Annotated in this window: 21 protein-coding genes; 11 read left to right on the top strand and 10 right to left on the bottom strand. The window is 66.1% G+C overall.

All coding sequences use genetic code 11. The features are described from left to right. Positions 1-214 precede the first annotated feature (214 nt). From AAGA68_05525 to AAGA68_05515, 3 genes are all read right to left on the bottom strand, one after another. Positions 215-3058 (bottom strand): hypothetical protein, encoded by a 2844-nt coding sequence (locus AAGA68_05525; GenBank protein ID MEM9384501.1) that lies wholly within the window; start codon positions 3056-3058, stop codon positions 215-217. 162 nt (positions 3059-3220) lie between these two features. Then, positions 3221-4600 (bottom strand): FAD-binding oxidoreductase, encoded by a 1380-nt coding sequence (locus tag AAGA68_05520; protein ID MEM9384500.1) that lies wholly within the window; start codon positions 4598-4600, stop codon positions 3221-3223. After that, positions 4594-5697, bottom strand: a complete 1104-nt coding sequence (locus AAGA68_05515; protein MEM9384499.1) for a TauD/TfdA family dioxygenase — start codon at positions 5695-5697, stop codon at positions 4594-4596. The genes AAGA68_05520 and AAGA68_05515 overlap by 7 nt, the downstream gene beginning before the upstream one ends. 261 nt (positions 5698-5958) lie before the next feature. Here AAGA68_05515 and AAGA68_05510 point away from each other — a divergent pair, with 261 nt between their 5' ends. The 4 genes from AAGA68_05510 (at position 5959) to AAGA68_05495 (ending at position 10931) form a co-directional block, all read left to right on the top strand. Then, the gene (locus AAGA68_05510) at positions 5959-6576 is read left to right on the top strand and encodes a LysE family translocator (GenBank protein ID MEM9384498.1); all 618 of its coding nucleotides are present in this window, start codon (positions 5959-5961) and stop codon (positions 6574-6576) included. A 198-nt stretch (positions 6577-6774) separates the two neighbouring features. Further along, positions 6775-8982: a hypothetical protein gene (locus AAGA68_05505; protein MEM9384497.1), complete on the top strand. Its 2208-nt coding sequence runs from the start codon at positions 6775-6777 to the stop codon at positions 8980-8982. Positions 8983-9245: 263 nt separating this feature from the next. Continuing rightward, complete coding sequence (locus AAGA68_05500) at positions 9246-10139, top strand: class I SAM-dependent methyltransferase (protein MEM9384496.1); 894 nt, start codon at positions 9246-9248, stop codon at positions 10137-10139. Positions 10140-10163: 24 nt separating this feature from the next. Continuing rightward, positions 10164-10931: a siderophore-interacting protein gene (locus AAGA68_05495; GenBank protein MEM9384495.1), complete on the top strand. Its 768-nt coding sequence runs from the start codon at positions 10164-10166 to the stop codon at positions 10929-10931. A gap of 81 nt (positions 10932-11012) precedes the next feature. Here the strand turns inward: AAGA68_05495 and AAGA68_05490 are convergent, their stop codons facing one another. Then, positions 11013-11462 (bottom strand): nuclear transport factor 2 family protein, encoded by a 450-nt coding sequence (locus AAGA68_05490; protein MEM9384494.1) that lies wholly within the window; start codon positions 11460-11462, stop codon positions 11013-11015. After that, complete coding sequence (locus tag AAGA68_05485; protein MEM9384493.1) at positions 11459-12349, bottom strand: AraC family transcriptional regulator; 891 nt, start codon at positions 12347-12349, stop codon at positions 11459-11461. The genes AAGA68_05490 and AAGA68_05485 overlap by 4 nt, the downstream gene beginning before the upstream one ends. 269 nt (positions 12350-12618) lie before the next feature. Here AAGA68_05485 and AAGA68_05480 point away from each other — a divergent pair, with 269 nt between their 5' ends. From AAGA68_05480 to AAGA68_05465, 4 genes are all read left to right on the top strand, one after another. Further along, entirely contained in the window at positions 12619-14376 is a 1758-nt protein-coding gene (locus AAGA68_05480; GenBank protein ID MEM9384492.1) for a hypothetical protein, read from the top strand. Positions 14377-14511: 135 nt separating this feature from the next. Beyond that, positions 14512-14928 carry an ester cyclase gene (locus tag AAGA68_05475; protein MEM9384491.1) on the top strand — a complete coding sequence of 139 codons (417 nt, stop codon included), beginning with the start codon at positions 14512-14514 and terminating at the stop codon, positions 14926-14928. 133 nt (positions 14929-15061) lie between these two features. Next, a complete protein-coding gene (locus tag AAGA68_05470; GenBank protein ID MEM9384490.1) occupies positions 15062-15274 on the top strand; it encodes a hypothetical protein in 213 nt (70 codons plus the stop codon). Between the two features lie 190 nt (positions 15275-15464). Next, positions 15465-16346 carry a MipA/OmpV family protein gene (locus AAGA68_05465; GenBank protein MEM9384489.1) on the top strand — a complete coding sequence of 294 codons (882 nt, stop codon included), beginning with the start codon at positions 15465-15467 and terminating at the stop codon, positions 16344-16346. Between the two features lie 57 nt (positions 16347-16403). Here AAGA68_05465 and AAGA68_05460 read toward each other — a convergent pair whose 3' ends face one another. Next, positions 16404-17747 (bottom strand): hypothetical protein, encoded by a 1344-nt coding sequence (locus AAGA68_05460; GenBank protein ID MEM9384488.1) that lies wholly within the window; start codon positions 17745-17747, stop codon positions 16404-16406. A gap of 500 nt (positions 17748-18247) precedes the next feature. Between AAGA68_05460 and bfr the strand changes: the two genes are divergently transcribed. Further along, on the top strand, positions 18248-18715 hold the full coding sequence (gene bfr / locus AAGA68_05455) for a bacterioferritin (protein MEM9384487.1): 468 nt from the start codon (positions 18248-18250) through the stop codon (positions 18713-18715). A gap of 455 nt (positions 18716-19170) precedes the next feature. Beyond that, positions 19171-19851 carry a PEP-CTERM sorting domain-containing protein gene (locus tag AAGA68_05450; protein ID MEM9384486.1) on the top strand — a complete coding sequence of 227 codons (681 nt, stop codon included), beginning with the start codon at positions 19171-19173 and terminating at the stop codon, positions 19849-19851. Between the two features lie 74 nt (positions 19852-19925). On the opposite strand, the gene AAGA68_05445 is transcribed toward AAGA68_05450, so the two are convergent. Beyond that, positions 19926-20864 (bottom strand): DUF1028 domain-containing protein, encoded by a 939-nt coding sequence (locus AAGA68_05445; protein ID MEM9384485.1) that lies wholly within the window; start codon positions 20862-20864, stop codon positions 19926-19928. 166 nt (positions 20865-21030) lie between these two features. Between AAGA68_05445 and AAGA68_05440 the strand changes: the two genes are divergently transcribed. Continuing rightward, positions 21031-21540, top strand: a complete 510-nt coding sequence (locus AAGA68_05440) for a retropepsin-like aspartic protease (GenBank protein MEM9384484.1) — start codon at positions 21031-21033, stop codon at positions 21538-21540. A 30-nt stretch (positions 21541-21570) separates the two neighbouring features. Here the strand turns inward: AAGA68_05440 and asnB are convergent, their stop codons facing one another. From asnB to AAGA68_05425, 3 genes are all read right to left on the bottom strand, one after another. Beyond that, on the bottom strand, positions 21571-23568 hold the full coding sequence (gene asnB / locus AAGA68_05435; GenBank protein ID MEM9384483.1) for an asparagine synthase (glutamine-hydrolyzing): 1998 nt from the start codon (positions 23566-23568) through the stop codon (positions 21571-21573). Between the two features lie 256 nt (positions 23569-23824). Next, the gene (locus AAGA68_05430; protein ID MEM9384482.1) at positions 23825-25606 is read right to left on the bottom strand and encodes a hypothetical protein; all 1782 of its coding nucleotides are present in this window, start codon (positions 25604-25606) and stop codon (positions 23825-23827) included. 228 nt (positions 25607-25834) lie between these two features. Further along, positions 25835-26722, bottom strand: a complete 888-nt coding sequence (locus AAGA68_05425; protein ID MEM9384481.1) for an SDR family oxidoreductase — start codon at positions 26720-26722, stop codon at positions 25835-25837. Positions 26723-26917 lie beyond the last annotated feature (195 nt).

Below are 26917 nucleotides of genomic sequence, written 5' to 3'. Positions count from 1 at the left end.
GTTCAACCACCGGGGCGAGGAATTCGTCGGGGACCGCGTCCCATTGCCTGCCAACCGGCCGGATCTCGAGGACTTTCGCCTCCTCGAAGACCTCGAGCGCCGCGAGGACCATCGGATGCGACGCACTAGGGCGCTGCCCTAACCCGTGCGTCAGGCGATCTGCTGCGAGCCCAAGCAGCAGATCGCCAGCGCAGCCCTTCGGTGCGCTCGCCGCTTACTCGCGGCAATCGGACCACTGCAGGAAGAAGTCTCGCAGATCCAGCTGCGTGAACGCCCCGTCACGATTCCAGTCACCCACGCAGCGCTCTGCGTCCAAGGCGAAGCGGAACGCTCGCAAGTCGACGCCGTTCACGATGCCATCCTGGTTGATGTCCGTGAGCGCGCAGGACGTGGTGGTATCCACGCTCTGCAGCCAGGTGCGCCAGGAGTTGTTCAGCGCGTACTCGTGATGCGCCCAGTACACGGTGGGCTCCACCGGGTCGAACTGGACCGCGCTGTAGTCCCCCCAACGGCCGAGCGTGTAGCCGCCCACCGTGTCCTGGTGCTGAAGCGCTTCGACCACCGTGCCAGGGCGTGAGCAGGGGCTGCGGTAGGCGCTGCCCATGGAGATGAATTCACTGGCCGAAGAGCGCGAGTAGGTGATGGCCACGCTGCCGTCGTCACCGGCGTTGATCGCGCCGAAGTAGGTGCGCACGTCGGGCCCGAGGTCAATGTCACCGGACTGCACCAGCGCCGGCTGATCGCCGGAGGTGGGCCAGCCGTTGATGGCCAGCTCGTACCAGCGCGCCACCACGCGCGTGGGGTTGATGTGGTGGGTGGCCCATAGGTTGCCGTCTGGGCCCTGGTCGACGGACCAGAAGCGCGCGTCGAAGGTTTCCGGCCGGCTGGTGGTGCCCGCTTGCGGCGGGTCTTCCGGGGCCCCGTAGGCGGGCACGGTGACGTCCACGAAGTCCGTCGTGGGGGCGCCGAGCAGATCGCTGAAGGCGATGATGCGCACCTGCGTGTTGTTGTCGAAGGCTTCCTTGTGCTCGACCAGGTAGAGCGTGTCGCCCGTGCCCGTGGTCACCCGCGGGTAGCCCGCCGACTGGGTGATGGTAGGAAACAGGAATTCGCGGCTGATGGCCGGCGGGTCGCCCGCCAGCAGCGAGGCCTTGTCGTAGGCGTAGACGGCATAGACGGCACCGCGGCCGAAGCCATCACCGGTGATGACCAGCGCATCGTCGGTCACGCCGATGTTTGGCGAGTCGAAGAGGTCGCCCGAGGTGGCGGTGGTGTCGAAGCGGTAGCGGAACCAGTCGCCGTTGGGATCGTCGTCGTCGGAGACGGCCACCAGCACGTAGCTGCGCCCGCCCGGGGCGAAGGCCTCGGCGGCCATCGCGATGAAGCGGCCCGCGCCAGCGTCGTAGATCGCCTCCGGGTCGAAGATGAAGTCCGATGCGCCGACCGAGCCCCAGAAGCCATCGGCGCCTTCGATGCCGTCGCGGAAGGTGCGGGTGCCGTCCTTGGTGTAGAAGGCGATCTCACCGTTCACGATGGCCACCAGGTGCTCGGGGCCCACGGCGAGGTGCGGGTCAGGCGGCGTGACGCCCGTGTTCACTACCCCGGTAAAGCCGATGCCATTCGCCGAGGCGATCACCTCGCGTTGCTCGGGCCCGGCAGGGCGCTCGCCGAAGGTCGGCGGTAGGTGAGGTTGAGCGCCGAGGGCGACCTCGCCCTCGCCCTGCGGTGCCCCGGCGACCGGCAGGTAGGGGCGCATCGTGTCGGTCACGCCGGCGAGGCGGTGCGCGTCTGCCTCGACGGGTGCGGCGTGGCGTAAGGTGACGCCGACGCCGTGCTCGTCTTGCGCGTCGAGGGCGCCGTGCCAGGTGGCGAGCAGCGTGCCGTCCTTGGCGAAGGCCAAGCGCTGGGTGCCGACCGCCTCGGTCAAGGTCTTGGGTCCGGTGCTTGCCAGGGCGAGCGGTGAGGGCGCTGCGAGCGGCGAGAGCGCGGCATCGAAGCGCCTCAGCAGCACGTCGCTTTGGGCGCCACGGTGGCGGTTGAAGGCGATGGCGATGGTGCCGTCGGCGTGAGCGGCGATGGCCGCACCGTTGTGGTGATCACTTTCGTTAGGTTCGGTGACCTCCACGGCAGCGCCCAGGCGCCCGCCCAGGTCATCGAGGCGTGCCGCGATGACCTGGTACGCGGCATCCTCACCTGCGTAGGGCGCATGCCAGGCGATGACGTAGCCGCCCGGGTGGGCGGTGATCACCGGTTCCACCGCGCCGGCGGTGCTGACGCGGTGTGCCGCTCCTTCCCAGGCGCCGTCCGCGCTCAGCACGCGGCGCCACACGCCCTGGCTGCGCCCGGTGGTGGCGTCGGAGCGCACGTAGGCGACGGCCACCCTGCCATCGCGACCGAGGGCGACGCTCGGCGATGTGGTGCGATAGGTGTTGCCCTCATCGACGGCCATCTCCTCGCCGCCGGTGCCGCCTTTCGTTAAGCGCCTCAGCACCACCTGGGGCATTGCGTCCGGTGCGCTGTCCGTCCAGGCGATGGCGGCGCCGCCGTCTGGCAGCGTCGCGAGCGCGGGAGTCATCTGGTCACCGGCGGTCCTGGTGTTGACGAGCAGCTCCGAGCCGCCCTGGCCGTCGGCGTCGAAGCGGCGAGCGATGATGGCCGCGCCGTCGCCATCCTGGCCGGCGCTCTGCCACGCGGCCCAGGCGGAGCCGTCCCGCGCGTGATCGACGACAGGTGCCGTTAGGTGATGTTTGCGCCACAGGCCGAGGGGGTTCTCTTCGCCGAGGGCGAATCCCGCGGCATCGAAGCGCTGGCGAAGCACGGTGGCGCGACCAGATTCCTGCCGTCGACTCGTCCACACCACGGTGAAGCTGCCGTCCTCGGCGACGGCCAGGGCCGGCGCATGCTGAGCGGAGTAGGTAAACGTGTTGGCGCGGAATTCAGTCACCTTCGCTGTCGGTCGATCCGGCGCTCGCTCGGTGGCGACGGTGCTGGCGAGGGGGAAGCTGAGGGCGAGGCTGATCGAACTGATCAAGGCCCAGCTGGGAACGGAGCGTTGCATGTTGGGAACCATCCTTGGGGTCAAAGTGCAGCGACCCCACCAGTCTAGCCAGGGGCTCGCCGCTACGGATAGGCCAGCCGCGCCGCACCATGCATCGCCGCGTGATTCGTCGGGGTAAGTGGTGGACGGGCCCTGGCCGGCACCCTGATCTAGGGCGGGCCCCTAGATCACGCGGCCAGCGTTCAAGATGCCGTTGGGGTCTAAGGCGCGCTTCAGGCGTCGCATCAGGGCGATTTGCGCGTCGTCGCGACACAGGTGGAGCCAGTCTTTCTTGGTGCTGCCGATGCCGTGCTCAGCCGTGATCGTGCCGCCGACTCGTTCCACACGACGGTAGACGATGTCGTAAATCGTCGGTAGGTCCTGCTGCTTGCCGGTGGTCACGAGGAGGTGAAGATTGCCGTCGGCGATGTGGCCGAAAACCAAGGTCTGGCAGGCGCTGAAGTGCTCCTCGAGGGCGGCGCGCGTGTCCTCCACGAACTGCGCCATGCGCGGGATGGGTACGCCCACGTCGAAGGGGGCGACCGGTTGCATGTGGGGGATGAGCTCGCTGACCCCGTCCCGGATGGCCCACAGGGCAGCGGCCTCGCGCTGGTTCTTGGCGATCGTGGCATCGGCCAGAATCCCCTGCTCAAGCGCGCCCTCGAGGGCCGCTTCGGCCGCGGCCATCCCGCTGCTTTCGCTGATGCCCTCGGTCTCGATGAGGATGGCGAAGCCGCCGGTGCCGTCGAAGGGGTCCCGTGCGTCGATGGCCTGAACGGCGGCCCGGTAGTAGTCCTCCCACATCACCTCGTAGGCGCTGATGACCGGCAGCGTGCGCTCGAAGTGGTGGAGTAGGGCGAGCACGCGCTCGAAGTTCGCCACCTGGCAAAGGGCCGTGGGCCGGCTCGCCTTGCGCGCGAAGAGGCGGAAGGTCACCCGGGTGACGATGCCTAGCGTACCCTCCGTGCCGATGAACAATTGCTTTAGGTCGAAGCCGGCGTTGTTCTTCAGCAGCTTGTTATCGTCGTTGATGATCGTGCCGTCGGCGAGCACCGCTTCCAGTCCGAGCACCAGGGCCCGGGTCATGCCGTGCTGTACGACCTGGTTGCCGCCCGCGTTGGTGGCGACGATGCCGCCGGCGAGGCAGGAGCCGCGAGCGCCGAGATCGATCGGGAACTCGAGCCCCACCGCCTGCGCCGCTTCCTGGATGGTCTGCAGGGGCGTGCCGGCGCCCACGGTGATCGTGCGCGAATCGACGTCGAGTTCGTCGATGCGATTGAGGCGTTCCGTGGAGAGGCTGCATTCACCGGGTTGGGGCGTGGCGCCGCCGGAGAGGCCGGAGAGACCCCCTTGCACGACCAGGCGTTGGCCCGCCTCTTGGCACGCCGAGACGATGCGAGCGACGTCCGCTGTATCTCGCGGGCGAAACACGGCCGCGGGACGGTGCGGGTGTTCGCCGCTCCAGTCGCAGGCGTAGCGATCGCTCACCTGGTCGTCGAGCAGGTAGAGATCCGGCGCCAGGTCGGCGAGGACGGCTTCGATGGTCTGGCGTCGTCCTACCATTTTCCCGGCACGATGCCGAGGCGGTCGAATTGCTCGCCGAGCATCACACCGAGCTCGCGCTCCTCGCCCGTCTGGAGGTGGATGGCGGGGCGGCCGTGGGCAAAGCGGTAGTTGCACACCACGGCGATGTCGCCCACGCGCCAGTCGATGGGAATGCCGTAGCGGTCGTAGACGTCGATGAACAGCTTGAGCTCCTCGCGGGTGAAGGGGCTGTCATCGCCGAAGGTGAGCGTGAGGGGGCGCTCCTCGTAGGGCAGGTGCATGACCATCGGCCAGGCGTCGAACCACACCCCGTGGTCGGCGACACTGCAGAAGAGCAGGTTGCGCTCGAGTTGGGGGAAGAACTCGAAGGCCGAGGCGTAGTAGCGCGTCTTGAGGAGGCGCTTCGGGCCCCACTCGGTGCGCAGGCCGCGCGACTGGGCGATCGCCTCCGCCTCGGCCGGATCCTCCGTGGCCATGGAGTGCTGCCAGTGGTTGTAGACGCCGATCGGCGCCTGACTGTGGAAGGCGTCGCGATCCGTTAGGTTGCGGTGATAGCACACGCCGAGATCGCGCAGCTTCGCGCCAAGTTCGGTCTGCATGAGGGCATCGGTGGCCTGCAGATTATCCGAGACGTAGGTGTGCCCCCGGCCCGGCACCGCCTTATGGCAGAGGAAGGCCAGCATGCGCGTGCTGGCGCCGACGTAGGCCATCTCGTGGTGGTAGTGTAGCCAGGCCGTGAGCGGCGCGCCCACGTCGTACACGTTGGTCTCGATGGGGCTGCGCGGGTTGGCGCCGGCCGTGTAGTCCATCTCCCGGCGCATCACGTGCTTGGCGAAGCCGCGCATGGCCTCGAGGTCCTTGAGCCGCGTGTTGACGAGCAGCACCAAGCCTGTCGCGTCGAAGGTCCGTCGCATGCGCTCGGCGAGCGCGCTGTCGGGGGCGAGATCCTCCGCGGTCATGGCGTAGGCGTTGCAGTCGATGCGGTAGCTGTCGCTTGGCAGGACCGGTTGGTCGTAGCTCCAACGGGGCTCGATCACGTCGGGCAGGGGGGCGTGGTGTTCGGCGTGCACGGCGAAAACTCGGTTGGTCTCGAAATAGCCCGCGGGCGCCCTCACCTAAGCAGGCTTCCGCGACACCCCGGCGGGCCTCGTCAGCGGAGTATGCACACCGCATTGCGCCGCCGCTACGGTTCGGTTCATGGGCTGTGTTCGCAGGCTGCAGGGGGTGGCGTTGCTTCCACCTTTATGACGTGAAATCGAGGTCCGTTGGAGGCGCAACCATCGGGGCCGAGGGTGCCTATCGCCATCGGCCGGTGCGTCCCCTTATGCTGGCGGCACGTCGCCCTCGGCGTTAGCCCCGCTGTATAGGTTACCTAGATGATCGACTGGCTGATCTTCCTCCCGGCATGTTTCGCCCTCAATCTCGCCTTCGGGCCGAGCAATCTTCTGGCCATGACCCACGGGTCGCGACGCGGAATGGGCTTTGCCCAGCGTGCCGCGTGCGCGCGGCTGCTGGTCTTCGTCCCGATGATCGCCCTGAGCGCGCTCGGACTGGGTGTCTTGCTCACCGCCTCAGCGGCGCTGTTCACGGTGCTCAAAGTGGCAGGCGCGACGTACCTGATCTGGCTTGGCGTGTCGCTCTGGCGCGGGGCTGAGGCTGTGCCTACGCAAGTGGTCCAGGGGCACGAACTCACGCTGCGACGTGCCTTTCGAGCGGAAGCCCTGGTCGCGATGAGCAATCCTAAAGCGCTACTGATTTTCGCCGCGTTCTTTCCCCAGTTCGTGGTGGTAGAGCGCTACTGGCAGAGCTACGCTATGCTGGGCGCAGCGTTCATCGCCATGGAAGCGGTGGCGATCGCGGTCTACGCCGCCCTGGGACGCTTCGCAGCGCGATTTACGTCTGCCCGACTGCCCGCGGTGCAGCGCACCTCCGGGGCGACGATGGTGCTTTTCGGACTGCTCCTGCTGCTGAGCCCGCAGCCTTCGCGTTCCTAGCACTGTCGAGTACGCATGCGCGCCACACCGTGTGTCCTAGGTCTAGGCGCCCACTGCAAAGGGGGCGTCGGCGGGTCTTACTTCGCTCGCTCATGATTAGCCCACGCTGGCGTGCCTTACGCGTTTGTTTGCTAGCCAAGAGCGGTGAGCGCTAGCATCGCGCCGGGGAGTCGTGGCCGCGCAGGAGGGGTCGCCGTCGTGCTTGCAAACGTAAGAGTGCTGCTATTGGGTGTCGCTGCCGGCACGGTGTTGGGGATCTCGGCCGCGAACTGGTGGATGCGGGGCGCCGCAGACGGACCGGGCGCTGACCCGACGGCCCCTTCCCTCGCCAGCCTGCCGGACCGCGTGCCCGGGCAGAACCTGTCCTCCCGCGCCCTGGCGCGCGTCGACGCCCAGACCGCGCCGGCCCTGTCCTCCGCCCTGGCCCTGCCGACCGCCTTCGCCCGCGACCTTGCCCTGCATCGCCTGGCGCAGGAGAGCGACGCGGACGCGCTCGCGCAGATGATCGGTGCGGTGGCGGGCACGGGCCGTAGCAGCGGCGGGCGTTCGGCGGCGGCTGGGATCTTCCTCCAGCGCCTGGTGGGCCTCGCGCCCGAGCGGGCGCTGCAGATCGCCGTCGACGCGATGCCGATCGACACTGAGTACTTTTTGAGCGTCGTGTTCAGCAGCTGGGCGGAGAATGATCTCGAGGCGGCCCTGGCCGCCGTGGCAGGGTTGCCGTCGCGCCAGGCTCAGCAGATCGCGGGCGATGCGATCCTCTATGCCTGGGGGCGCGTGGACGATGAGCGCTTAGCCGCGATCGTGGATCGCTTGCCCAGTACCTATCAGTCTCGCCAGGCGCGCAACCGGGTGTTGGGTCGCCAGGTGGCGGAGGACCCGACGGCCGCCCTGGAGGCGGCCTTGGCGGTCGGCGATCGGGTAACGCGCTGGCAGCAGGTGGCTGCGGTGGGGCAGCTTTGGGCCAGTCGCGACCCAGCCGCCGCCCTCGCCTCGGCCGAGACCATCACCGATGCCAACGCGCGCCTGGCCTTCGAACGCGCGGTGATCTCGCGTTGGGCCAACACCGATCCCCACGCCGCTATCGCCACCGTCTCCAGACTGCGCCCGGGGCGAGAGCGCGGTCAGTGGCTGAGTTCGATCCTCGGCAAGCTGGCCAAGCAAGACGCTGGTGCCGCCCTGGAGTGGGCGGCGCAGCTACAAGCGGTGCATGGCCACCCGGGCTACGCGCAGGTGACCCTCAGGACGATTGCCGAGTACGACGCCGCCTTGGCCGCGGCCAATCTCGATCGACTGCCGAATGCGCAGGACAGGCGCTCGGTACTACCCTCCTTGGCTGTCGCCTTCGCCCGCCAGCAGCCTGAGACCGTGATGAGCTGGGTGAATTCTCTCGATAACAACAGCGAACGCCAGACGGCGTACGCAGCGGCCGTGAACGCCATCGCCCTCAGCGATCCCCTTGCAGCGCTGCAGCTGTTGCAGACCGCACCGAACGCGGCGATGCGAGATGAGGCGCTGGCCGGCGCCGTCCGCGTGGTGGCGGAGCGCAATCCCCAGGGGGCGGCGATGTTGCTCGACGCAGCGCCCGCCGGCAGCCTGCAGCATCGCCAGGCGGTGCAGACGCTGGCCTATCAGTGGGCAGTGGCAGAACCCTACGCGGCCCTCGCTTGGGCCCGCGAGCTGGACGATGGCGCGCGACGGGAGGCGATCGGGTCGGTGCTTGGCACTCTGGCGCAGCGCGACCTGTTCGCCGCGACGGAGTTGCTCGGCACCCTGAGCGGCGCCGACCGCCACCATGCGCTGCAGGGCGTGGCGCAGCGCTATGCGAGCCAGCGCCCGCAACAGATGCTGCAGTGGCTCGAGGCGTACGAGGGTGAACCTGGTTACGACGACGCGCTGCGCAACGCAATTAGCACCTGGATGCGCAATGATCCGAACGCCGCCTTCGACGCCGTACTTCGCCAGTTCGAGGCAACTGCTCTGCAGGATCTTGCGCCCTCGATGATGATGAGCTGGTCACAGCGCGATCCGGCGTCGGCCGCGGCTGCCATTGAACGCATGCCCGAGACGCTGCAGGCCAGTACGGCTAGCACGGTGGCCAGCATGTGGGCCCAGCAGGACAGCCGCAGCGCCCTGCGCTGGGCCGACGGACTGGATCGGGAGGCCGGGCGCGATCAAGCGATCGCCTCGGTCCTCACCAGCGGTCGGACCTTTGCTGGGGCCATGGGGGAGGAGGCCTTCGATTGGGTCGAGGAGATCGACGATGTGGAGCAACGTCAGATGACTGCCTACAACGTCCTCTCCAAGATCGCGCGAGACGACCCCCAACTCGCGCTCGCGAACCTCGATCGCGTGCCCTTGCCTCCGCGTCAGCGGGCGCTGTTGGTGCAGCGTATCGAGGATCAGTAGGCGGGAGCGGACGCCTCGCTGCGCGGTGATCATCGGACTACCCCCAGCACTCCAGCCGCGCCTGCCAACGAGCGCGGATCTGGCGAAGGAGGTATCCCTATAGCGGCCTCCAGGGCCTCGTCCCACCGACGCCAATCGCGAGATCGACAAGGGCCGTGGGCGCGAACATCCTCATCGCGTCGCTACCTTATGCCAGGTCCTATTTGATAATAATTCTCATTTGCATATAATGATGTTGCCTGAGTGGTCGACGAGACCGCCTGGTGCCTCTGCCACGTCACGATCCCGAGGGAGCGCCATCCATCACAGCCACGAGCAAAGCGTCGGTCGACCTCGGCGCCGTGCAGGAGACCCTGCTGATCCCGCTGGTTGGGCGGGCGATGGAAACGCGCAAGGGCCACGGTCTGATCGACGATCCTCTCGCGGTGGAGATCGTCAACGCTCTCGACTACGACTTCGATCGCTGGCGCAACGCCCCCAGCCTGGTCGGTGCATGCTTTCGCACCCGCATCTACGACGGGTTCGTGCGCGAGTTCCTCACCCGCTACCCCATGGGCACGGTGGTGGAACTCGGCTGCGGGTTGAACACGCGCTTCGACCGCGTCGACAACGGCACCGTCGAGTGGTTCGACCTGGACCTCCCCGACGTGATCGCCCTGCGCCGCCAGTTCGTTGACGACAAGCCCCGCTGCACGATGCTCGCCGCGTCGGTGCTGGACCTCGATTGGATCGCCAAGGTGCAGGCGAGCGACGGCCCGTGGATGTTCGTGAGCGAAGCGGTGCTGATTTACCTCGAGGCGGCCGAGGTGAAGACGGCCCTGCGCAACATCGTGGCCAGCGTCCCGCGCGCCCTGATCGCCCTGGACACGACCTCGACCGAGATGGTCAACACACAGGCGAAACACGATGCGATGAAGCACCTGCCGCCGGAGAGCTGGTTTCGCTGGGCCTGCGACGACCCGCGAGAGATGGAGGCATGGATGGCAGGCGTCTCCTTGGATCGCTCGCTGACCTTTCTCGACATGGACAAGGACCTGATCCGCTACCTGCCCTGGCCCCAGCGCATAGTCATGCGCTTCGCGCCAGGCCTGATGGCCCGGCGCGTGGGCGGCTATCGGATGAATTTGCTGAGGACCGGCGCCCCGCCGCTGGCCTGAGCCCAACCCCACTGGAGCGTTTGTATGCCAACGCAGTACGACCTCAGCGTAAGATCGAACCGCCCACTGTCGCCGCACATGCGCCGCATCGAGCTGCAGGGCGATTGCCTCGCGAACTTTCCCGAGGGCTACGAGAGTGCTCACGTGAAGGGCGCCTTTCCCGAGGGCGCCGGCGTGGTGCGGCGTTCCTACACGGTGCTCGAATTCAACCGCGATCAGCGCTACCTGACCATCGACTTCGTCGATCACGGCGATACGGGACCGGCCTCCCGCTGGGCTCGCCAGGCGCGGGTGGGCGATCCGCTGACTCTCTACGGACCGGGACCTAAGAAGCTCGTCGACCCCGCCGCGGATTGGTTCCTCATCGCGGGCGACATGACCGCCTTGCCGGCGATTGGTGTGAATTTGGCGCAGCTGCCTGGGCACGCTCGCGGCTACGCGGTGATCGAGGTGGTCGACGGTCGCGATATGCAAGACCTCACCGCGCCATCGGGCATCGAGGTGGTGTGGATCGTCGCCCCCGATAGCCGGCGTCCGAATGCGGCCCTGGTAGATGCCGTAGTCGCGCTGCCTTGGCTAGAGGGCACGCCGTACCCTTGGTTCGCCGGGGAGTTCGACGCCATGCGCCGCGTGCGCACCTACCTACGCGAGTACCGAGGTTTAGATAAGGGGCGCATGTACCTGAGCTGCTACTGGAAGTACGGCGACACGGACGAGGGCATGAAGCGCGCGAAGCGTTTGGATGCGCAGGCCGAGGCGTCGCGCGCCGAGGTGCTCACCCAGGCGGTGTAGTCCCGAGCGATCGTGATGCGTTTGGGGCGGTCCGCCCGGGAGGGCAGGCGGACCGCCTGATCACCGTGTCATCGCGTTGCGTTAGCGCCCCTCGCACTGCGCCGGCGTATCCGTCTCGTAGAAGACGCGGTCTTCGACAACCTTGCCATCCTCGAAGCGCAGCATGGCCGCGATGGGCAGGCGGAACGCCGCCCCGGGGAGCTCTGAGGACGCGGTGAACATCACCGCCACCCTATCGCCCTCAGCCACTACCACTTCCACCTGGTCGTGCACGTCGGGGATCTGCTCGAAGAGCGCCGCGTAGTTCGCGGCGATCGCCTGCGCGCCGATAGTCGGGCCGCAGTGCTCCGGTGAGAACACGCGCGCGTCTTCCGTGTAGAAGGTCTTGAGGGCGGTAACATCGTGGGCGTTGAAGGCCTCGAACATGGCGTCGACGATCTCCTTGTTCGACGGGGCGGTCGCGGTGGCAGCGGCACTGGCCATCAGTGCGCTCACGGCGGCCAGGGTTATCAGGCGAGTGGCGTCTTTCATGGGGTCACCTCCAGGTGATGGGTATCTAGGGGTAGGTACAGGTCGGTGCGCAGGGCCTCTTCCGGGGTCTCCTCCGGATCGTCTAAGTAGTGGAAGAGCAACGGTTGGTCGGCGATGCGCACGTCGGGGTCGGCGAGCGCGAAGCGGTACAGGTGATCAACCGCGTCGGGTAGGCCCGCGTACGTACCTATGTTTCGCGTGAGCAGGAAGCGACCACCGCCGACATTCTGGCGAGCGATATTGCTCGGTAGGTCGTTCGGCACCTGCAGAACCTTCAAGCCGCAGTCGAAGGGCAGGGCGGTGCCCTCGCTGGCGGTGATGTCCTGCCAGGGCCGGCCGACGATGGCCTCCACCAGCGCCGGATCGCCCACCGCTTCGAACAGCGCGATGTAGGTGGCGTTGAGCTTTGGGTAACGCCCCTCCGTGCGGATCGCCAGTATGCTGAAGGGCTCGAAGGACGCCAGTTCGATGCGCAGGGCAGGATCCTCCTCTCCCTGTGCCTTGGCGGGCGGTGCCGTGAGGGTCTGCACGGTTTGCGCAAGTCGCTGCGGGTCTGCCCGCAGGGTCGAGGCGGACTCGCTCACGTGGCGCCGAAAGGCCTTGGCGAAGGACTGGCTCGAGCCATACCCCGCTTCGAAGGCGGCGTCAGTCACCGACGTCTTTGGGTTCTCCAGCGCGCGCGCCGCCCTAGCCAAGCGCAAGCGGGTGAGCGTGTCCTGGCAGGTCTCGCCGGTCACGAGCGTGTACAGGCGGTGGAAGTGGAACTTCGAGAGCCCGACGTGCTGTGCCACCTCGTCGAGACTCGGCGTGCGTTCCTCAGCGAGCACGTCCGCCATGTATTGGGCAGCGCGTTCGATGCGTTGAATCGTGTCATGTGTCGTAGCCATGGGTTACCTCGTGTTTTCAGACAAGGTAATCCAAGGCAGGAGGCCCTGCGTGTCCGATCTTGCGCCCGCGGCGGTGGTGGCGCGCGGTCAGATCCAGGGTCCCTCCAACGCCCCAGGTCCATCGGCCGACACCACCGCTTCAGCGTGGGCGTGACCCTCTTTCCGATCTTCTGCGCCTTTCCTTAGTCGAGACCCTGACGCGTGTCCTGCCCCTTGCTGGCGCGGGCCGCCCGGGGTGATCCCTGACGCAGAAAACGGACGAAAACCCAATGAAACACTGTGCTCGACTCATCGGAATATTGCTGGCTTTGGCCTTGAGTGCCCCCAGCTTTGCCCAGACCATCATCCTGCACTTCGCCGACGGTTCCGAGGCCACGCGGGCCCCGGCGCTTGCGGATATCGATCTCGCCGACCTTCCCGCATCGGCGCATACCCTCTCCGGTGCCGACCTCGTGCTCGACACGCAGGTGCTGATGCGCGACGGCCAGACCCTCGAGGAGATCGTTTCGGCCCCACCAGGCGCGGAGGTCAACTTCGCCACTCGCTTCAACCGCCTTGATTCGCTGGAAGTGCCCTTCGACGATCTGGTCGGCAGGGTCTTCGTCACCGCGGTGATCGCACCGACGCTCGGCGTGCAAGTGGTGATTCCCATCGTGATAGAGGCAGACGACGGGGCGATCGTCGGCATCAGCGTGAACGCCTCGATTCCTGCCGAGGCGAGCCCGGGCCCGTTTCCGCTGATCGGCCTGAATCGGGTGGTGGGATTCACCTCGGCCGAGGACACTGCCGTGCTGGTGCGCTTCGTGGACGAGGCGATGTCGCCAGAGTTGGTGCAAGTCGGCGATGTCATTGCTGGCGCCATCAGTCAGGACCAGGACGGACGCGTGGTGGACATCTCCGATGACGGTTTACGCGTGGTGTTAGGAACTTCACTAGGTGATGCGGGGCGCGTCAACGGCGGTCAAGTGCGCGTGTTCGAATGGAACGGCAGCGCCTGGGGCCAGCTTGGCCAGACCCTGGTGAACCCGGACCCCGCACAGCGCCCCTGGGGCGAAGTGGAGGCGGTCTCTATCTCCGGCGACGGCCAGCGCCTCGCCATCGGCAATGCCCTGACGCTGCAGAGCGACGGACGTCGCGGCAGCATCTGGGTCTACGAGTGGATCGAGGATCAGTGGGTGCAGATCGGTGCCACAATCACCACGCCCTTCGATCCGGGTAACACGGGGATCAACGGATACGGGGTCGCGGTGGCCCTGTCCACCGATGGCTCACGCCTGGCCGCAGGCGCATGGCTATCGAGCGCAACGCCCAACGGCGTGGAGGGCGCCTTCACAGTGTTTCAATTTGAAGGCGGCGGCTGGACGGAACTCGGCGCCAGCGTGTTCGGTACCCAGCCGGGCGAGGACTTCGGCGCCTCGGTCGACATCAGCGGTGACGGCGCGCGCGTGATCGTCGGGGCCCCCGCCTACGACGAGTTGACTGAGGAAAACGTCAGCATTACGCGAGGACGCGCCCTGGTTTACGACTGGGACGGTGTTAACTGGGTGGCCGTAGGCGGCCCCATCCTCGGGCGCTTCGACGGCCCCAGTGACATCCGCTTGGGTCAGAGCGTCAACATCGCCCAGGACGGCTCGCGCGTTGCCACCTTCGGCAATTTCTCCGGCGACCGCGTGCGTGTATTCGAGAACTTCGCTGGAGACTGGACGCAGCTCGGCGAGTTCTTCGAAGTGATCGCAGCCTTCGACCTGCACCAGCCGATGGCGCTCTCCAGCGACGGCAACCGCATCGCCATCGGCGGCCCCTTCGCCACCGGCAACAACAATGGCCGCCTGGCCATCTTCGACTGGGACGGCAATGTCTGGATGCCCTACGCGCCGCAGGTTGAAGGTGAGGTGATCGGCGATCAGTTGGGTTGGTCCGTGGCGATGACGCCGGATGGTCAGCGAGCGATCGCTGGCATGCCCGGCTGGGATGACGGTAACCCCGGCGCGATCGTCGGCGGCGCCCGTGTCTACGACATCCGCTAGCACCTGCGCTTAGGCGCCAGCAGACGCCCGGTGGCATTGGGCTGCCATCGGGCGTCGTCAACCGGCGGCGGCTATTGCCGTGACCTTGCACTTGGTCATGCTATGTTTCGAAGGGTCCTCACATGGAGACGTGCCGTGAGCCAGCGACTTGAAACCGCCGCGAAGTTCTTCGATGCCTGCGAAACCGGAAAGGGCTGGGAGGTGTGCCAAGCCTACTGCCACGCCGATGCCAGCTTTTCCGCCCAGGCCGACGCACTGGCGCAGATCGACACCCTGGCCGCGTACGCGCAGTGGATGAAGGGGCTCTTCACTCCTGTGCCGGACGCGCGTTACGAACTCAAGGCCATCGCCGAGGACGAGGGTCGCCAGACCGTGCTGGTCTTCGCGGTGTTTTTCGGCACTCACACGGGGCCCGGTGGTCCGGTGGATCCCTCCGGCAAGGCGGTGGCTGCGGATTACGTCTACGCCATGCAGTTCGACGGCGAGGCGATCAAACACATGACGAAGGTCTGGAACGACGCCCTTACGTTGCGTGCACTTGGCTGGGCGTGAAGCCTATCCTCTTTACCCGGTGATTACGTGAAGCTCTTCTCATCCTACGCGTTCGCCCGCGTACTAATGCACGGTGGGTCGGTCGCTACTTCTAGTGAAATTGTCGGGGAGTAGGCCACCCGCGAGCACGCCCTTGAACGAGCCCCGACACCTGATCGGTTGCGTCCTAAGCTTGATCTTGTTGTACAGCCTGCAACAGCACGCCACCGCCGTCGACACGCCGGACCCCGAAAGCGGATCCCCGCCAGCGGCGTTGGCGCAAGATGCCCCAGCTTCGGGAGTGCGAGACTCCGCGGCGCTCGACGACCCGCTACAGGCCAACCTCGCCCTCGACGTGATCGAGTAGGTTGATCCGTGTTCCCGTGCGGCCTGGTTCGCAGGTCCGAGGACGCCGGCACACTGCACCAGCCAACAATTTGCCACAGGCCCGCCGGAAGCCCCTGCTGCCCCGGTAGACTCGGACGCCTGAATTCGGGTTGATCACTCGCCACGTGCTCACCTGAAACCCTCCGTAGTCGACCCGCGCAGGAGTTCCGGTGACAGACGTCTTCCGCTGCGGCTGCTGTCGCTTGCTGAATGCGGCGGCAATCGCCTTATTGCTGATCAGCAGCGTCGCCCTGGGGCAGGGGCTTGCCCCGCGCGACGAGACAGGCGAGCCCGGCCGCTGGGCGCGGTACTGGGAAGATCTCAAAGATGACATCTACGTGGGCGTCCAGGTGAGTTTTTCCCAGGACCCCTACATCGGCGACGACGTGGACATCCTGCCCCTGCCCCGCCCAGAACGTCTCGAGGACTACGTCTTCAACGATGACATCTTCTCCGTGCGCGAGCGCCTGGCCTGGTGGCGCGTCCACGACCCTCTGGACTCCCCCTTCGAGTTCGCCCTCGTGGGCCTGCTCGATACCCGCCGCTACAACGCTAGCAACCTGGAGTTCTTCGAGGGCATGGACGATCGCAAGTTCACCCTGGCTGGCGGCATGGGCGCGGCGTGGCGCGGTGACGGTGTTTTCGTGGAGGCGTGGGGCGTGACGGACTGGCTGGAGCGCAGTGAAGGGCAGACCTACGCGGTCTCCGTCGGCTTCCCGCGCAAGTTCTTCGACGGGCGCCTCGAGGTGATCCCCCACCTCGATGTGATTCGCGATTCCCCGTCGGTGGTGAACTACTACTATGGCGTGCGTCGCGAGGAGGCGACGCCTGAGCGGCCCCAGTTCGAAGGTGAAGCGAGCAATACGCTTAGGCTGGCGACCCGCGGCAGCTTCCGTTTCGCGCGCTGCTGGGCCCTGACGGGGCGCTTCCTGGCCGATTTTCTTGACGATGCGGTTACCGACAGTCCCCTGGTTGATCGTGATTTCGCTTGGAGCGGCAACATCTCCTTTGTCCGTCGCCTGCGCTGCGGCAAAGAGGAACTCACCCCCTAGCGGGCAACCGGCGGCAAGCGCTAGGGACGCTTCCCGCCGGTCCACGCTTACCTCACCTCACTGCACCGTGCGCACGGTGAAGCCGCCGCTGCGCAGGGTGCCCACAGTCCAATCGTCGAACTGGATGTTGGTCACCGCCCCGCCTCGCACGGAGCCCACGTGCGTGAGGTCGTAGCCGCCCGTATCGCTCGCCACGTCCTGGTTAAAGCCGCCGAGGCCATCGTCGGCGATGATGAAGGGCGAGTGGGTGTCCGCGCCGTCCACGGTGCCGTCGAGGTTGGTGTCGCCGTCCAGGAAGCCGTTCAGGAACGCTGGGTTGGCGACCAAGCCGTTGCCGAGGCCGCGGATGTTGTCCAGGTACCAGCTGGCGGTGAAGTTGTTGCCGCGCTCCACCAGCTCGCCGGTGAACTGAATGCCACCGGCCAGGGCGTCGAAGGGCACGTTCGCTTGCGCTAACGCGCCACCGGCGCCGGCCTCGTTGGCGCAGTGCACGCCGTCGAGGTAGTTTGGGCCAGGCGTCGAGGTATCGATGGCGCTCAGGTCGGCGCCCGAGTCGGCCTCGTAGCAGCCGTTGCGGAAGTTGGCGATCAACACGTTCCCTAGGCGAATCTGGTCCGTGTTGTCGGCGAACAAGATGCCGAACTCATTATCGGCATCGCCGCCGACCACACTTGCGCTGTCCCTACCCACCAGGGTGGCGTTGACGATGCGCGGGTTGGAGTCGCCGTTCACGATGTGGAAGCCATCGCGGGCGGAGTTGTGGGACTGGACGAAGGTGAGCGTCGTCGTGTCGTCGACACCGTTCAGCACGATGTTGTCCTGATAGGTCACGGTTTGCCCGTCGATGGTCACGGCAGTGGCAGCGCCCGCCTCGGCGACGACCACGTAGTCCAGTCGATTGGCGCCCTGGGTGCCCGTGAGCGTGGGCAGGCCGTTGAAGCCGCGCAGGAACACGCCGCCCCATTCGCCGCGGCCATCAACGCCGTCGTCGTCGGAGAGCAAGCGCACGGGGCTGGCGGCGGTGCCGTTGGCGCGCAGGGCGGAGCCAGGGAAGACGAGTAGCGCGTCGACCGCGCCTTCGGCGTCGCCGCGTATCTCCGTGCCCGCGTCGATATCTAGAGTGACCGCGTTGGTCTCGTCACCGACCTGCAGGGTGCCCTCGAGGAACCAGGTCTGGCCGACCGTGAGCACGCCCGGGGCGGTGAGCACGCCGCCGAGCTCGCATTGGTCGGGGCCGAGTTCCACGGGGGTGAGGTTGCCGACATCCGGGCAGGTGCTGGCGACCGGTGGCGGGGCGTCGTTGTCATCTTGAATGGGGTCGATGCCGTCACCGCCGCTGCAGGCGGCGAGCAGGCTCATCGTCCCGAGTAGGGACAGGGTGCGAAGGGGGGGTAGGCGCATTGTCGTATTCCTTGCGGATCATGTTCCAAACAACGGACGAGGGGGCGGGGGTAACGCTCGTCCACTGTGTGGGTAGTCGCCTGGTCGCCCGGAACGGTTCAAACGCGTTGTTGCAATAGCCATGGTCTATACTATTGATAGAGATAGGTGAGTTATCACGCATTGATAACGACTTGCGCGCGAACGAGGGGGCGCCGAGATGGGCGGCGCCCGCCGTCACTGTCTTGTGTTGTTTTGGGGTGGGGCTCGTGGTGGGGAGAGGGCGTCGATGGGGCGATGCGGTTGATGCGTCGCTGGTTGCTGCGTGGCGCACAGGCGGGCGCTCGCAGAATCCCGAACCAACGAACGCGTTAGTCAAGGGTATGGCTGCAAGGGTTGCGAACGATTCGTAGTGCGCTTCTCGTGCAGGAACGCGTTTGAGGCCCCTCGGAACTTCCCAGGTATCATGTGAGCCCGCGCAGGTAGCGCACACACCGCGCCGCACACATGAGGAGTGGACGATGAAAGGCAGTCAACGGGTGATCGAGCAGCTGGCGAAGCTACTCAGTGGCGAGCTCGCCGCGCGAGATCAGTACTTCGCTCATGCGCGACACTACGCCGATTGGGGCCTTACCAAGCTCTACGAGCACACCAAGCACGAGATGGAGCACGAGACCCAGCACGCGGACGAGCTCATCGCGCGCCTGCTGTTTCTCGAGGCGGACGTGGATCTCTCAAAGCAGGATCCGCTGAACGTGGGCGACGATGTGCCATCGATGCTGAAGAACGACCTCGACCTTGAGTACCAGGTGGTGGGAGACCTGCGCGCAGCGATGGCGATCTGCGAGGAGGAGCGGGACTACGTGTCGCGCGACATGCTGCTCAAGATGCTCGACGACACGGAGGTGGATCATGCGCACTGGCTAGAGCAGCAGCTTGGCCTGATCAAGCGAGTGGGCTTGCCAAACTACTTGCAGAGTCAGATGTAGTCGGCAAGGACGGTGTTTCGGGACCGGGCCATTCGCAAGCGGGGGGCCTCGGGCCGTAGTAGTGCCCTCATGGCGTTGCTGCAGTGCAGCCCGCGGGTGTGTCGTCTAGGCGGTGGGTGCTGCGCAGCAACAGTGCGGCGGTCCCCCAGCGTGGCCCGGACTTTATCGAGCGGAAACGAAACGTCACGGGTGCGAAGGCGGGACGAGTTGACAATTGACAGCGATGTCAGACACTGTGCCTGAGAGCCCTTGGGAAAGAACCGCATTGAACTTTGCCGAACGCCCGAAAATGACAGCGCTGTCAAAATGGGTGTCACCAAAGTCGCGTGACCGCCTCTCGGGCTGCTCCATCTGGGAAGAGGGTGGTGCAGCTGTTCCTGCCGTGGCATGCGGACGGGATGCTCGTGATCTGATGTTTGAAGCTTCGAACCCGACCTAAGAAGAATGGGGGACTAATGATTAATCGAAACAACGCAGCCCTAGTGTGCTTGCTCGGGCTGTTTTCGCTGGCCGGTGCCGCGCAGGCAGCCAACGTCGACATCGCGATCGACGGGGGCTTTGAGGATGCCGGCGTCAACGGATTTCCTATCGATCCGCCGGGGCCCACGCCTCCCGGTTGGGTAGGCTTCACGGGCGGTGGCACGATCGGTATCACCACCGACAACCCGGCTGAGGGCACCTATGCCGCGCAGATCGCGACCACCGGTCCGATCCAGGGCGTGGTAATCAAGAACGCTAACCTGGCTATCGGCCTTGTGCAGCCGAACAGCGAGATCACGATCTCCTTCTCCGCGCGCGGCGTGGGCCTCGATGGTGGCGTGCACTTCGCCGAGCTGCTCTCCGAGTTTTCCGGTGGCGGTGCGACCAACGAGATCCTCGGCGGCGGTCCGCTGGCCCTGAACCCGGATCCGAACGTGTGGACGGACTTCATGTTCACCACCACGACGGGTGGTGATGTCTCCGGCGGTGTCTCGCTGCAGTTCGTAGCAGCCTCCGGTGGTGCGGCGAACAGCTTCTCGGAGCTCTTCGTCGACAACATCTCGATCGAGGTGGCCGCTGTGCCCGTTCCGGCAGCCTTGTGGCTGTTCGGCACCGGCTTGGGTCTGCTGGGTCTGCGTCGCCGTCGCGCGGCCTAAGGCTCGACTCGTGACGTTGCTGGCGCCCGTGTGCGCCAGCAACGTTTTTTCGGCGAGCACACCTCTCAGGCTAGCTAACCTCCCGAGCAGCGGACACCGTCCGCGGCCGCGCTCAGCGATGCGGCCCATCCAGGGTTTAGGACCTGGAATCGGCAGGCGCAGCGCCTAGCCATCTCCTCCCAGCCCCGCGCTGCCGCCAACCGTGCTGCTGCCAGCCAGAGGCGATCCCAGGTGGGGGCTCTCTCGAGAGCGCTTTCCACCAGTGCAATCGCCGGCCCATCCTCGGACAGTCGCCGGGCACGGAACAGCATGGTGCGTGCCCTATTGGCATTGTAGGCAGTGCGAACCCGAGCAATAGCCTCACCGGGGGCGAAGTCCGCGCGCAGATCGATGTCTACGGGCCAGCCCTCAGGGCTTGCCACCCGCAAGGCCGCGGACAACACTCCGGTTCGCTGACCGCCTGCCGCGTATCCCGCCTCTAACGCTTGCAGCAAGCGCTCTGCGAGGGGCCCTTCGCTGGCGTGATAGGTCTCCCACATCGCTTCGATCACCTCAGGACCGGTCAGACCGTTGCCCGCCACTGCGACGGCTTCCCCGATGCGCTGGCCGGCATACTCATTGGCATTACTGCCCGTGTGGGCGGCGGCTCGACCCGTTGGTGCTACCACCGTGGTCTGGCGATCCTCGTCGGTGTAGCCGTCAGGGCACCGCCCCGATGCGTCCAACGCGGCGCTCAGCGCATTTTCTGTTGAATCTCCCTGGCGCAAGGCGTCCAGTGCGACGGGCGCATGACACGGGTTGGTCTCGGCCTGGGAGATACCCGCGCCGACCCACGCCTGGGCGAACGGGGCGCCGTGGCCGACGGCGAGGTTGTTGGTGGCGACGGCGACGCCGCAGCGCCCGCTAGGGACCTCGCACGCGGCGATCGAGAAGGTGGCTCGGGCGGGCCGCAGCGACAAGGCGGCGGCGAGGACCGTCACTAGGGCGAAACAGATCGCAGGGGAACAACGCATCGATTGACTCGCTCTGAAAACAGATGGGATCTTGGCGCTTAGATGCACCGGCCCAGCACCGGGGTTTGAGCCACCGTGCGAGGATGTATCTGACGTACATGGAATCTTGCCTGCATGGCCCCGGTGCCAATCGGGTATACCCGATCCTCAAGAGGAGGAGCTCTCGTTGTCTGAATCGATGCGATCCCTAGCGCCGATGCTGGTGGTTTTCGCCGGGCTCATGGGGTTGATGTACCTGGGTTTCGATCGCGTGCTCGCCCATCGCAATAACCCAAATCTGCAAGTGGCAACGGGCGTAGATGCGCCCACGCGCGTGGTGCTGAAGCGTAGCCCGGCCGGTCGTTACCTCGCGCCAGGCACGATCAATGGCGAGCCGGTGACCTTCCTCATCGATACGGGCGCAGACCACGTGGCGGTACCTGCGCGGATCGCTGAGCGCGCGGGACTGACCAGGCGATCGTCGACTCTGGTCAACACGGCGGGCGGCGTGGTGAAGGCCTACGACACACAGATCGAGCGCATGAGGCTCGGCGGTATCCAACTCAACTACATCGAGGGCTCGATCAACCCGTCGATGACGGGCGACTACGTGCTCCTCGGAATGTCGTTCCTGCGCCATGTGGACTTCAGCAAACGGGGCGATGAGCTGATTATCGAGCCTCCAGCCACTTACTAGCGTTGCGATTAGGCGGCGCCTATGCCTAGCCTAGGACGCACTGGCAGTGGTAGAGACGTCGTTCGTGCCGCCGCCTGCGGGCAGCGAGATGCCGAAGGTGTCGGCCCATAGGGCCAGATTGACCAGAGGCCATAGCGCGATGCTCAGGCCGTTGTGCTCGCAGTTGTCCAGCAGGAACTTGACAGCGCCCGTGTCACACAGGCCGTTGATCAGCTCGGATTCGCGAAGCGTGCGCGTCGCGAAGTCATGCCAGGGGCCCGCGAAGCACTCCTGGAATGGCACCGGGAAGGACATCTTTGCGCGAGTTAGGATCTGCTCAGGCACGACATCCCGGAATGCTTCGCGCAGGGCGCGCTTAGCGTTTAGATAGCCGCCCTGCTCTAACTCAACGGCATTCATCGCCTGGCCGCGCGCGCGCGCGGTTTCATCGATGAAGTCCAACTTGTCCGTGTCACGCAGGTTGAAGGCACTTCTGATGAGATCCGGGTCGGTGAAGGGTACGCGGCTCTCGACGCTGGCGGCCATGGTGCTCGAATCCAGTCGACTGAGTAGACCTTCCAGGTTGGTTTGGGCGAGCAGGTGTAGGTAGCGATCCATGGGCGTGAGGTGCTCTAGGGCGCCGAGCAGGTGTCGATAGTGGTGCAGCATCGGTTCGTCGTGCTGTGCGCCGACGATCGCGTCCACGGTGAGAATCTTGTACTTGAGGCTCAGGGGGATCCACGAGTTTAGGCGCAGGTAGTGATCGGCTTGGTTGGCGAACTCGCACGTTCCGTAGAGGCGCGTCAGGGAGGCCTGGTAGCGCTCGCGTGTCTGCGCGGGCCAGGCGTTTGCGAGCGTCGCACGTTCGAAGTCCCATGCGGACGCGTAGGCCGTGGCGTAGCCGGCGTATACCTCATCGGCACCTTCGCCGCTAAGCGCCACCGTGTAGCGCTCTCGTAGCGCCTGGGCCAGGCGGAAGATCCCCACTTCGTTGGGGGTGCTCAAGGGCTGTCCCTTGTCGTGCACCAGGTACGCCCAGTCGTCCAGGTAGTCGCCCTCGTCGAGTTCGATGCACTGGCACTGCACGCCGAGGTCGCGGCACGCTAGCTCGACGTAGGGGAATTCATGGTAGGCGTTGCCGTTCGCGCCCCGGCGGGCGTAACCCACGGAGTAGCAGTGGTAGCTGCCGCCGCTGAGCTCGCTGGCCACGCTGGCGATGATCGTGGAGTCCAAGCCGCCGCTCAGGAAGCCGCCTAGGGGCACCTCGCTGATGAGCTGTCGATCGACGGCCCTGCGCACTTGGAAGCGTACCTCTTCCGCTACCTCGCCGATATCGCGTTCGCGCTTGGCTTGCGCGGGAACGATGGGGAGTGACCACCAACGCTGCGCTGGCGCGCCCTCGGGGTGGCGCGGGGACAGTTCCAGGAAGTGACCCGGAGCGAGCGTACGGACTCCCTCCACCAGCGTGCGCGTGCCCAAGGTCGAGCGGACGGTCGATAGGTAGTGGGAGACGGTGGCGAGATCGAGGCCACGCGGTACGTCCGGAAAGCTCAGCATGGCGGCCATCGTCGATGCGAAGTAGCAGCGCTCGCCTAGGAAAGTGAAGTAGAGGGGTTTGATGCCCAGGTGGTCGCGGACTAACCACAAGCGCCGGTCACGCGCACGGTACCAGGCGAAGGCGAACATGCCGTTGAGCCGTTGCAGGGCGGCACGACCCCAGTGCTGCAGGGCGCGAAGGAGCACTTCGGTGTCGCCTGCGGAGCGGAAGTGAGCGCCTTCGTGCGCGAGCGCCGAGCGCAGGTCACGGAAGTTATACAGCTCGCCGTTGAAGACCAGGACGTCACCGGTTGTGGCGTCAACCCAGGGCTGCGCGCTTCCCTCCAGGTCGATCACGCCCAGGCGGCGGTGCGCCACGGCTAAGCCAGGCGCTTGCGCAAAGCCCTCCGCGTCCGGCCCCCGGCGCCGCATCGTTGCGGCGGCGGCTTGAACGTAGGTGAGCGGAAGTGGGACTTGGGTAGTGGCGTCAAAGGCGCCGGCGATTCCGCACACGCTGATAACATCTCAACCAGGGCACGAGCCTTGTCGGCGAAATGCGGCTGGGGTTGAGCGAGAGCGCGCGTAACTACTGCCCAAGTAGCGTTAGCACGCCGCTGAATCCTGGCTGGGTCACAGAGTGGACGTCGGCTGGGGCCGAGCGAGATGTCTAGGTCACCGCATGGGAAGGGCCTGCCCACGTGCGATAGCTTGGCCTAGGCTTGAATGGGGGCGCGGAGGCAGCCGAGCGATCTACCTCCGCGCACGTCGGTCAGGGTTGGAACTCGAGCAGCTCCCAGCCGCCTCCGCGGGTGAAGTAGGGTGGTGCGTTCGGCAGCACAAGGTTGTAGGGGTTGGCCGATCCGATGAACATGCGCCCGTCCAGCTCCACGGCTGTGCGGAAGCCGTAGTTGAACGGATTGTCAGCGCCTTCGGTCGTCACCGGCGTTGCCGGCGCCTCCACCGAGTCGAACACCCACAGATCACCGCCGCCCTCGCGCACCAAGTCCCCCTCGTCGGTAGTGGGGGAGGTGAGGTCGAAGGTGCCGATGTAGCAACGGTCTTGATAGTTGAAGGCAAGCCAAATGTAGTGGGTTTGCGGGTTGCCGAAGCCCGCGCCGTCGGGGCTCAGGTTCTCCGACGGTAGGCCGCCCGAATTCGGCACCGTCTCCCATAGATCGACGCCGTCGAATGCGGGCAGCATTTCGCTGCCGTAGAGCATCTGCAGCACCGGATTCTCACTGCCCGGATCGCGCAGCGTGAAGACGGAGGCCGGCCGGGCCACCAGCGTGTCGATCTGGCCCTGGTAGGGGCCACCCGGTTGGTACAGTTCCGGGTTCAGCGAGAAGTGCGCGACCTTGGCCGATGAGGGGAAGGTCATGGTGCCGAAGAGCAGATCGCCGTTGCAATCCACCACGTCGCCCATCCCGATCAGACGGCTGATGAGGTCGTCGGGTTCGTAGTCTTCGCGAAGGTTGAACAGCACCTCCCAACGCTCCTGCGAGGCGCGGTAGCCCTGTGGAGGGTGCACGGGCCCGCGCCAGACAGACGCGCGCCTGGCGACGGAGACGCCCGCCGTGCGGCGGTTTGCCCAGCTGGTCACGAACACGCGATTGTGAGCCGGCGACCAGGCGATGTTGGCCCCGCGCCCGTTGAGACGGCCGACCACGGCGTAGTCGAAGGGCGAGGACTTGTCGCCGATCATCCGGATGATCGCTCCCTCATCGCGCGCCGTACCCACGGCGCAGTAGGCGATGTTGGGCTCGCTGCCCGGTACCACAACACACTTGCGCAGGAGGCCGAGCTCGGGGAGCAACGCCCAGTCGATGAACTCGAGCGTGCTCGCATCGAAAGCGAAGGCGTTGATGCCACCGCGAATCGATGGGCCGAACAGAATTACTAGGTCATTCCATGCAACGGCGCCACGCACCCCGTTGGTGATCTCCAGTGCCGCTTGCGCATCCGGCGGCAGGAGGGGGCCCTGAGCGCCGGACAGTGGCACCAGCGTGCCGCTGTCGAGCAGGTAGGCGTACATGCCTGGTGGGCGCAGATCGGCGATGAAGTCCGGTAGCGGGCCGCCGTTCGACTGGCTGTCGGGCGCGAGGGCGAACTCGCAGGCGACCGTACCGTCGGTGAAGGGCTCTAGGCCGTTGGTCAAGCCGAAGGCGCCAGCCGTTTGGCACAGGGGATTGGAGGCAGTGCCGAAGAAGATCTTGGCGCCCGGCTCTCCGCCGTTCTCGCCGCTGGCGACGATGCCCGCCATCGACCAGATGTAAGCCTCGTTGATCTTGGGCTGGTAGCCGGCCTCGGCGTCGCATCCCGTGTTCGGAAAGGCCTCGAAGTCGATGGGTGCGCTATCGCCTAGATCACGAAAGCACTCGTCAGGCAGGGCGCGCGCCACCTCCGTGAAGGTGGCCGCGGTGGCCGGCCCCGACATCGCCACGGTGGCCACCAGGGCGATCGGGGCCAGGGCGGCGAGCGGGTAGCTGCGGTGCGGCATCGGCGTGTATTGCGCTGAATTGCTCGGCCGGTGCTGGGGGTGGCTGCGCGTCATCGTTCCCTCCTTGGGCGAGATCCGGATCGATCCTTGACCCTTGCTGTTGTTGTAGCCGTTGGGTCAGGTTATGCCATTGGGCTTAGGTACTTTCAACCGAGGGCTGGCCTTGCTCCAGCCTCGCAGGGCGGGTCCTCCGCCGCCCTGCCGACATCGTACGGACACGCCCTGCCACCGCGACAGGTAGGTGTGTGGGCGGTCGCTAAATTTGGGCGAGCGATCGCAAGCCTACTCTGCCTCTTCGGCCAGCACTGCAGCTAAGCCCTCACGAAAGGTGGGATACGCCGGCGAGAACCCAAGTTCCCGCTTGGCATTAGTGGTGATCAGGCGCTTGCACTCCGAGTAGAACTGTCGGGCCATCGGCGAAAGATCCTCGTCCTCAAAGGTCGTGGCGGGTGGAGGCGGCAGACCCAACAGGCTGGCGGCGTGCGTGAGCACCTCATCGGCCGGGGCGGGCTCGTCGTCCGCAAGGTGGAAGATCGGCCCTGCCTCCGGCCGCGCCATGGCTAGCGCCAAGGCCGAGACTATGTCATCCACGTGGATGCGATTGAACACGTGCCCGGCCTTGAGAACGCGTTGGGCGGTGCCCGCCCGCAGGCGCGCAAAGGGCGAGCGATAAGGCCCGTAGATCCCAGGCAGACGCAACACCTGCACCGCCTTGCCGGTGGCCTCGGCCCAGCGCAGCCAGCGTGCCTCGCACGCGACTCGCCGGCGGCCCCGTTCAGCGCTCGGGCGCAAGGGAGCAGTCTCATCGATCCACGCGCCATCGACATCCCCATAGACGCCGGTGGTGGAGAGCAGGGCGCTCCAGCGCAAGGTTGGCAGGTTTGCCAGGGTCTCGCCATGCACGCTAATCACTCCGTCCTCACCGTCCTCACCGGGCGGGATCGAGCAGAGGACCTCCGTGACGCCATCGAGAGCATCGGCGGGTAGTGCGCCTCGGCCGTCGAATACGTGGCCTACGACGCCGAGGGCGGTCAGCCGCTCGATGCCCTCGCGGGTGCGCGTGGTGCCCGAGACACGGGCGCCGCTAGCGAGCATCCGCTGGGCGAGGCGCTGGGCCGTGTAGCCGCATCCAAAGCAGAACAAATGACGGGGGGATATGGGATCAGCCACGGGCAGCTCGCTGTCCTCGGGCGGGTGACGGCACAGTGTACGCCCCTGCTCGATGAGGGAGGCAACGGCCAGCGCTGCCAAGCCGATGACTACGATGCGACGAGTTCACGGAAGTTAGCGTCGTTTTGTTGGCTATTCGCGCGCGACCTCCTTACCATTCGACACGATCTCGACCGGTTCAAATGGGGTGGGAAC

The organism is Pseudomonadota bacterium, from assembly GCA_039193195.1.
In the GTDB taxonomy this organism is placed as follows: Bacteria; Pseudomonadota; Gammaproteobacteria; order Steroidobacterales; family JBCBZW01; genus JBCBZW01.
This window is presented reverse-complemented; position numbering and strand designations above follow the sequence as displayed.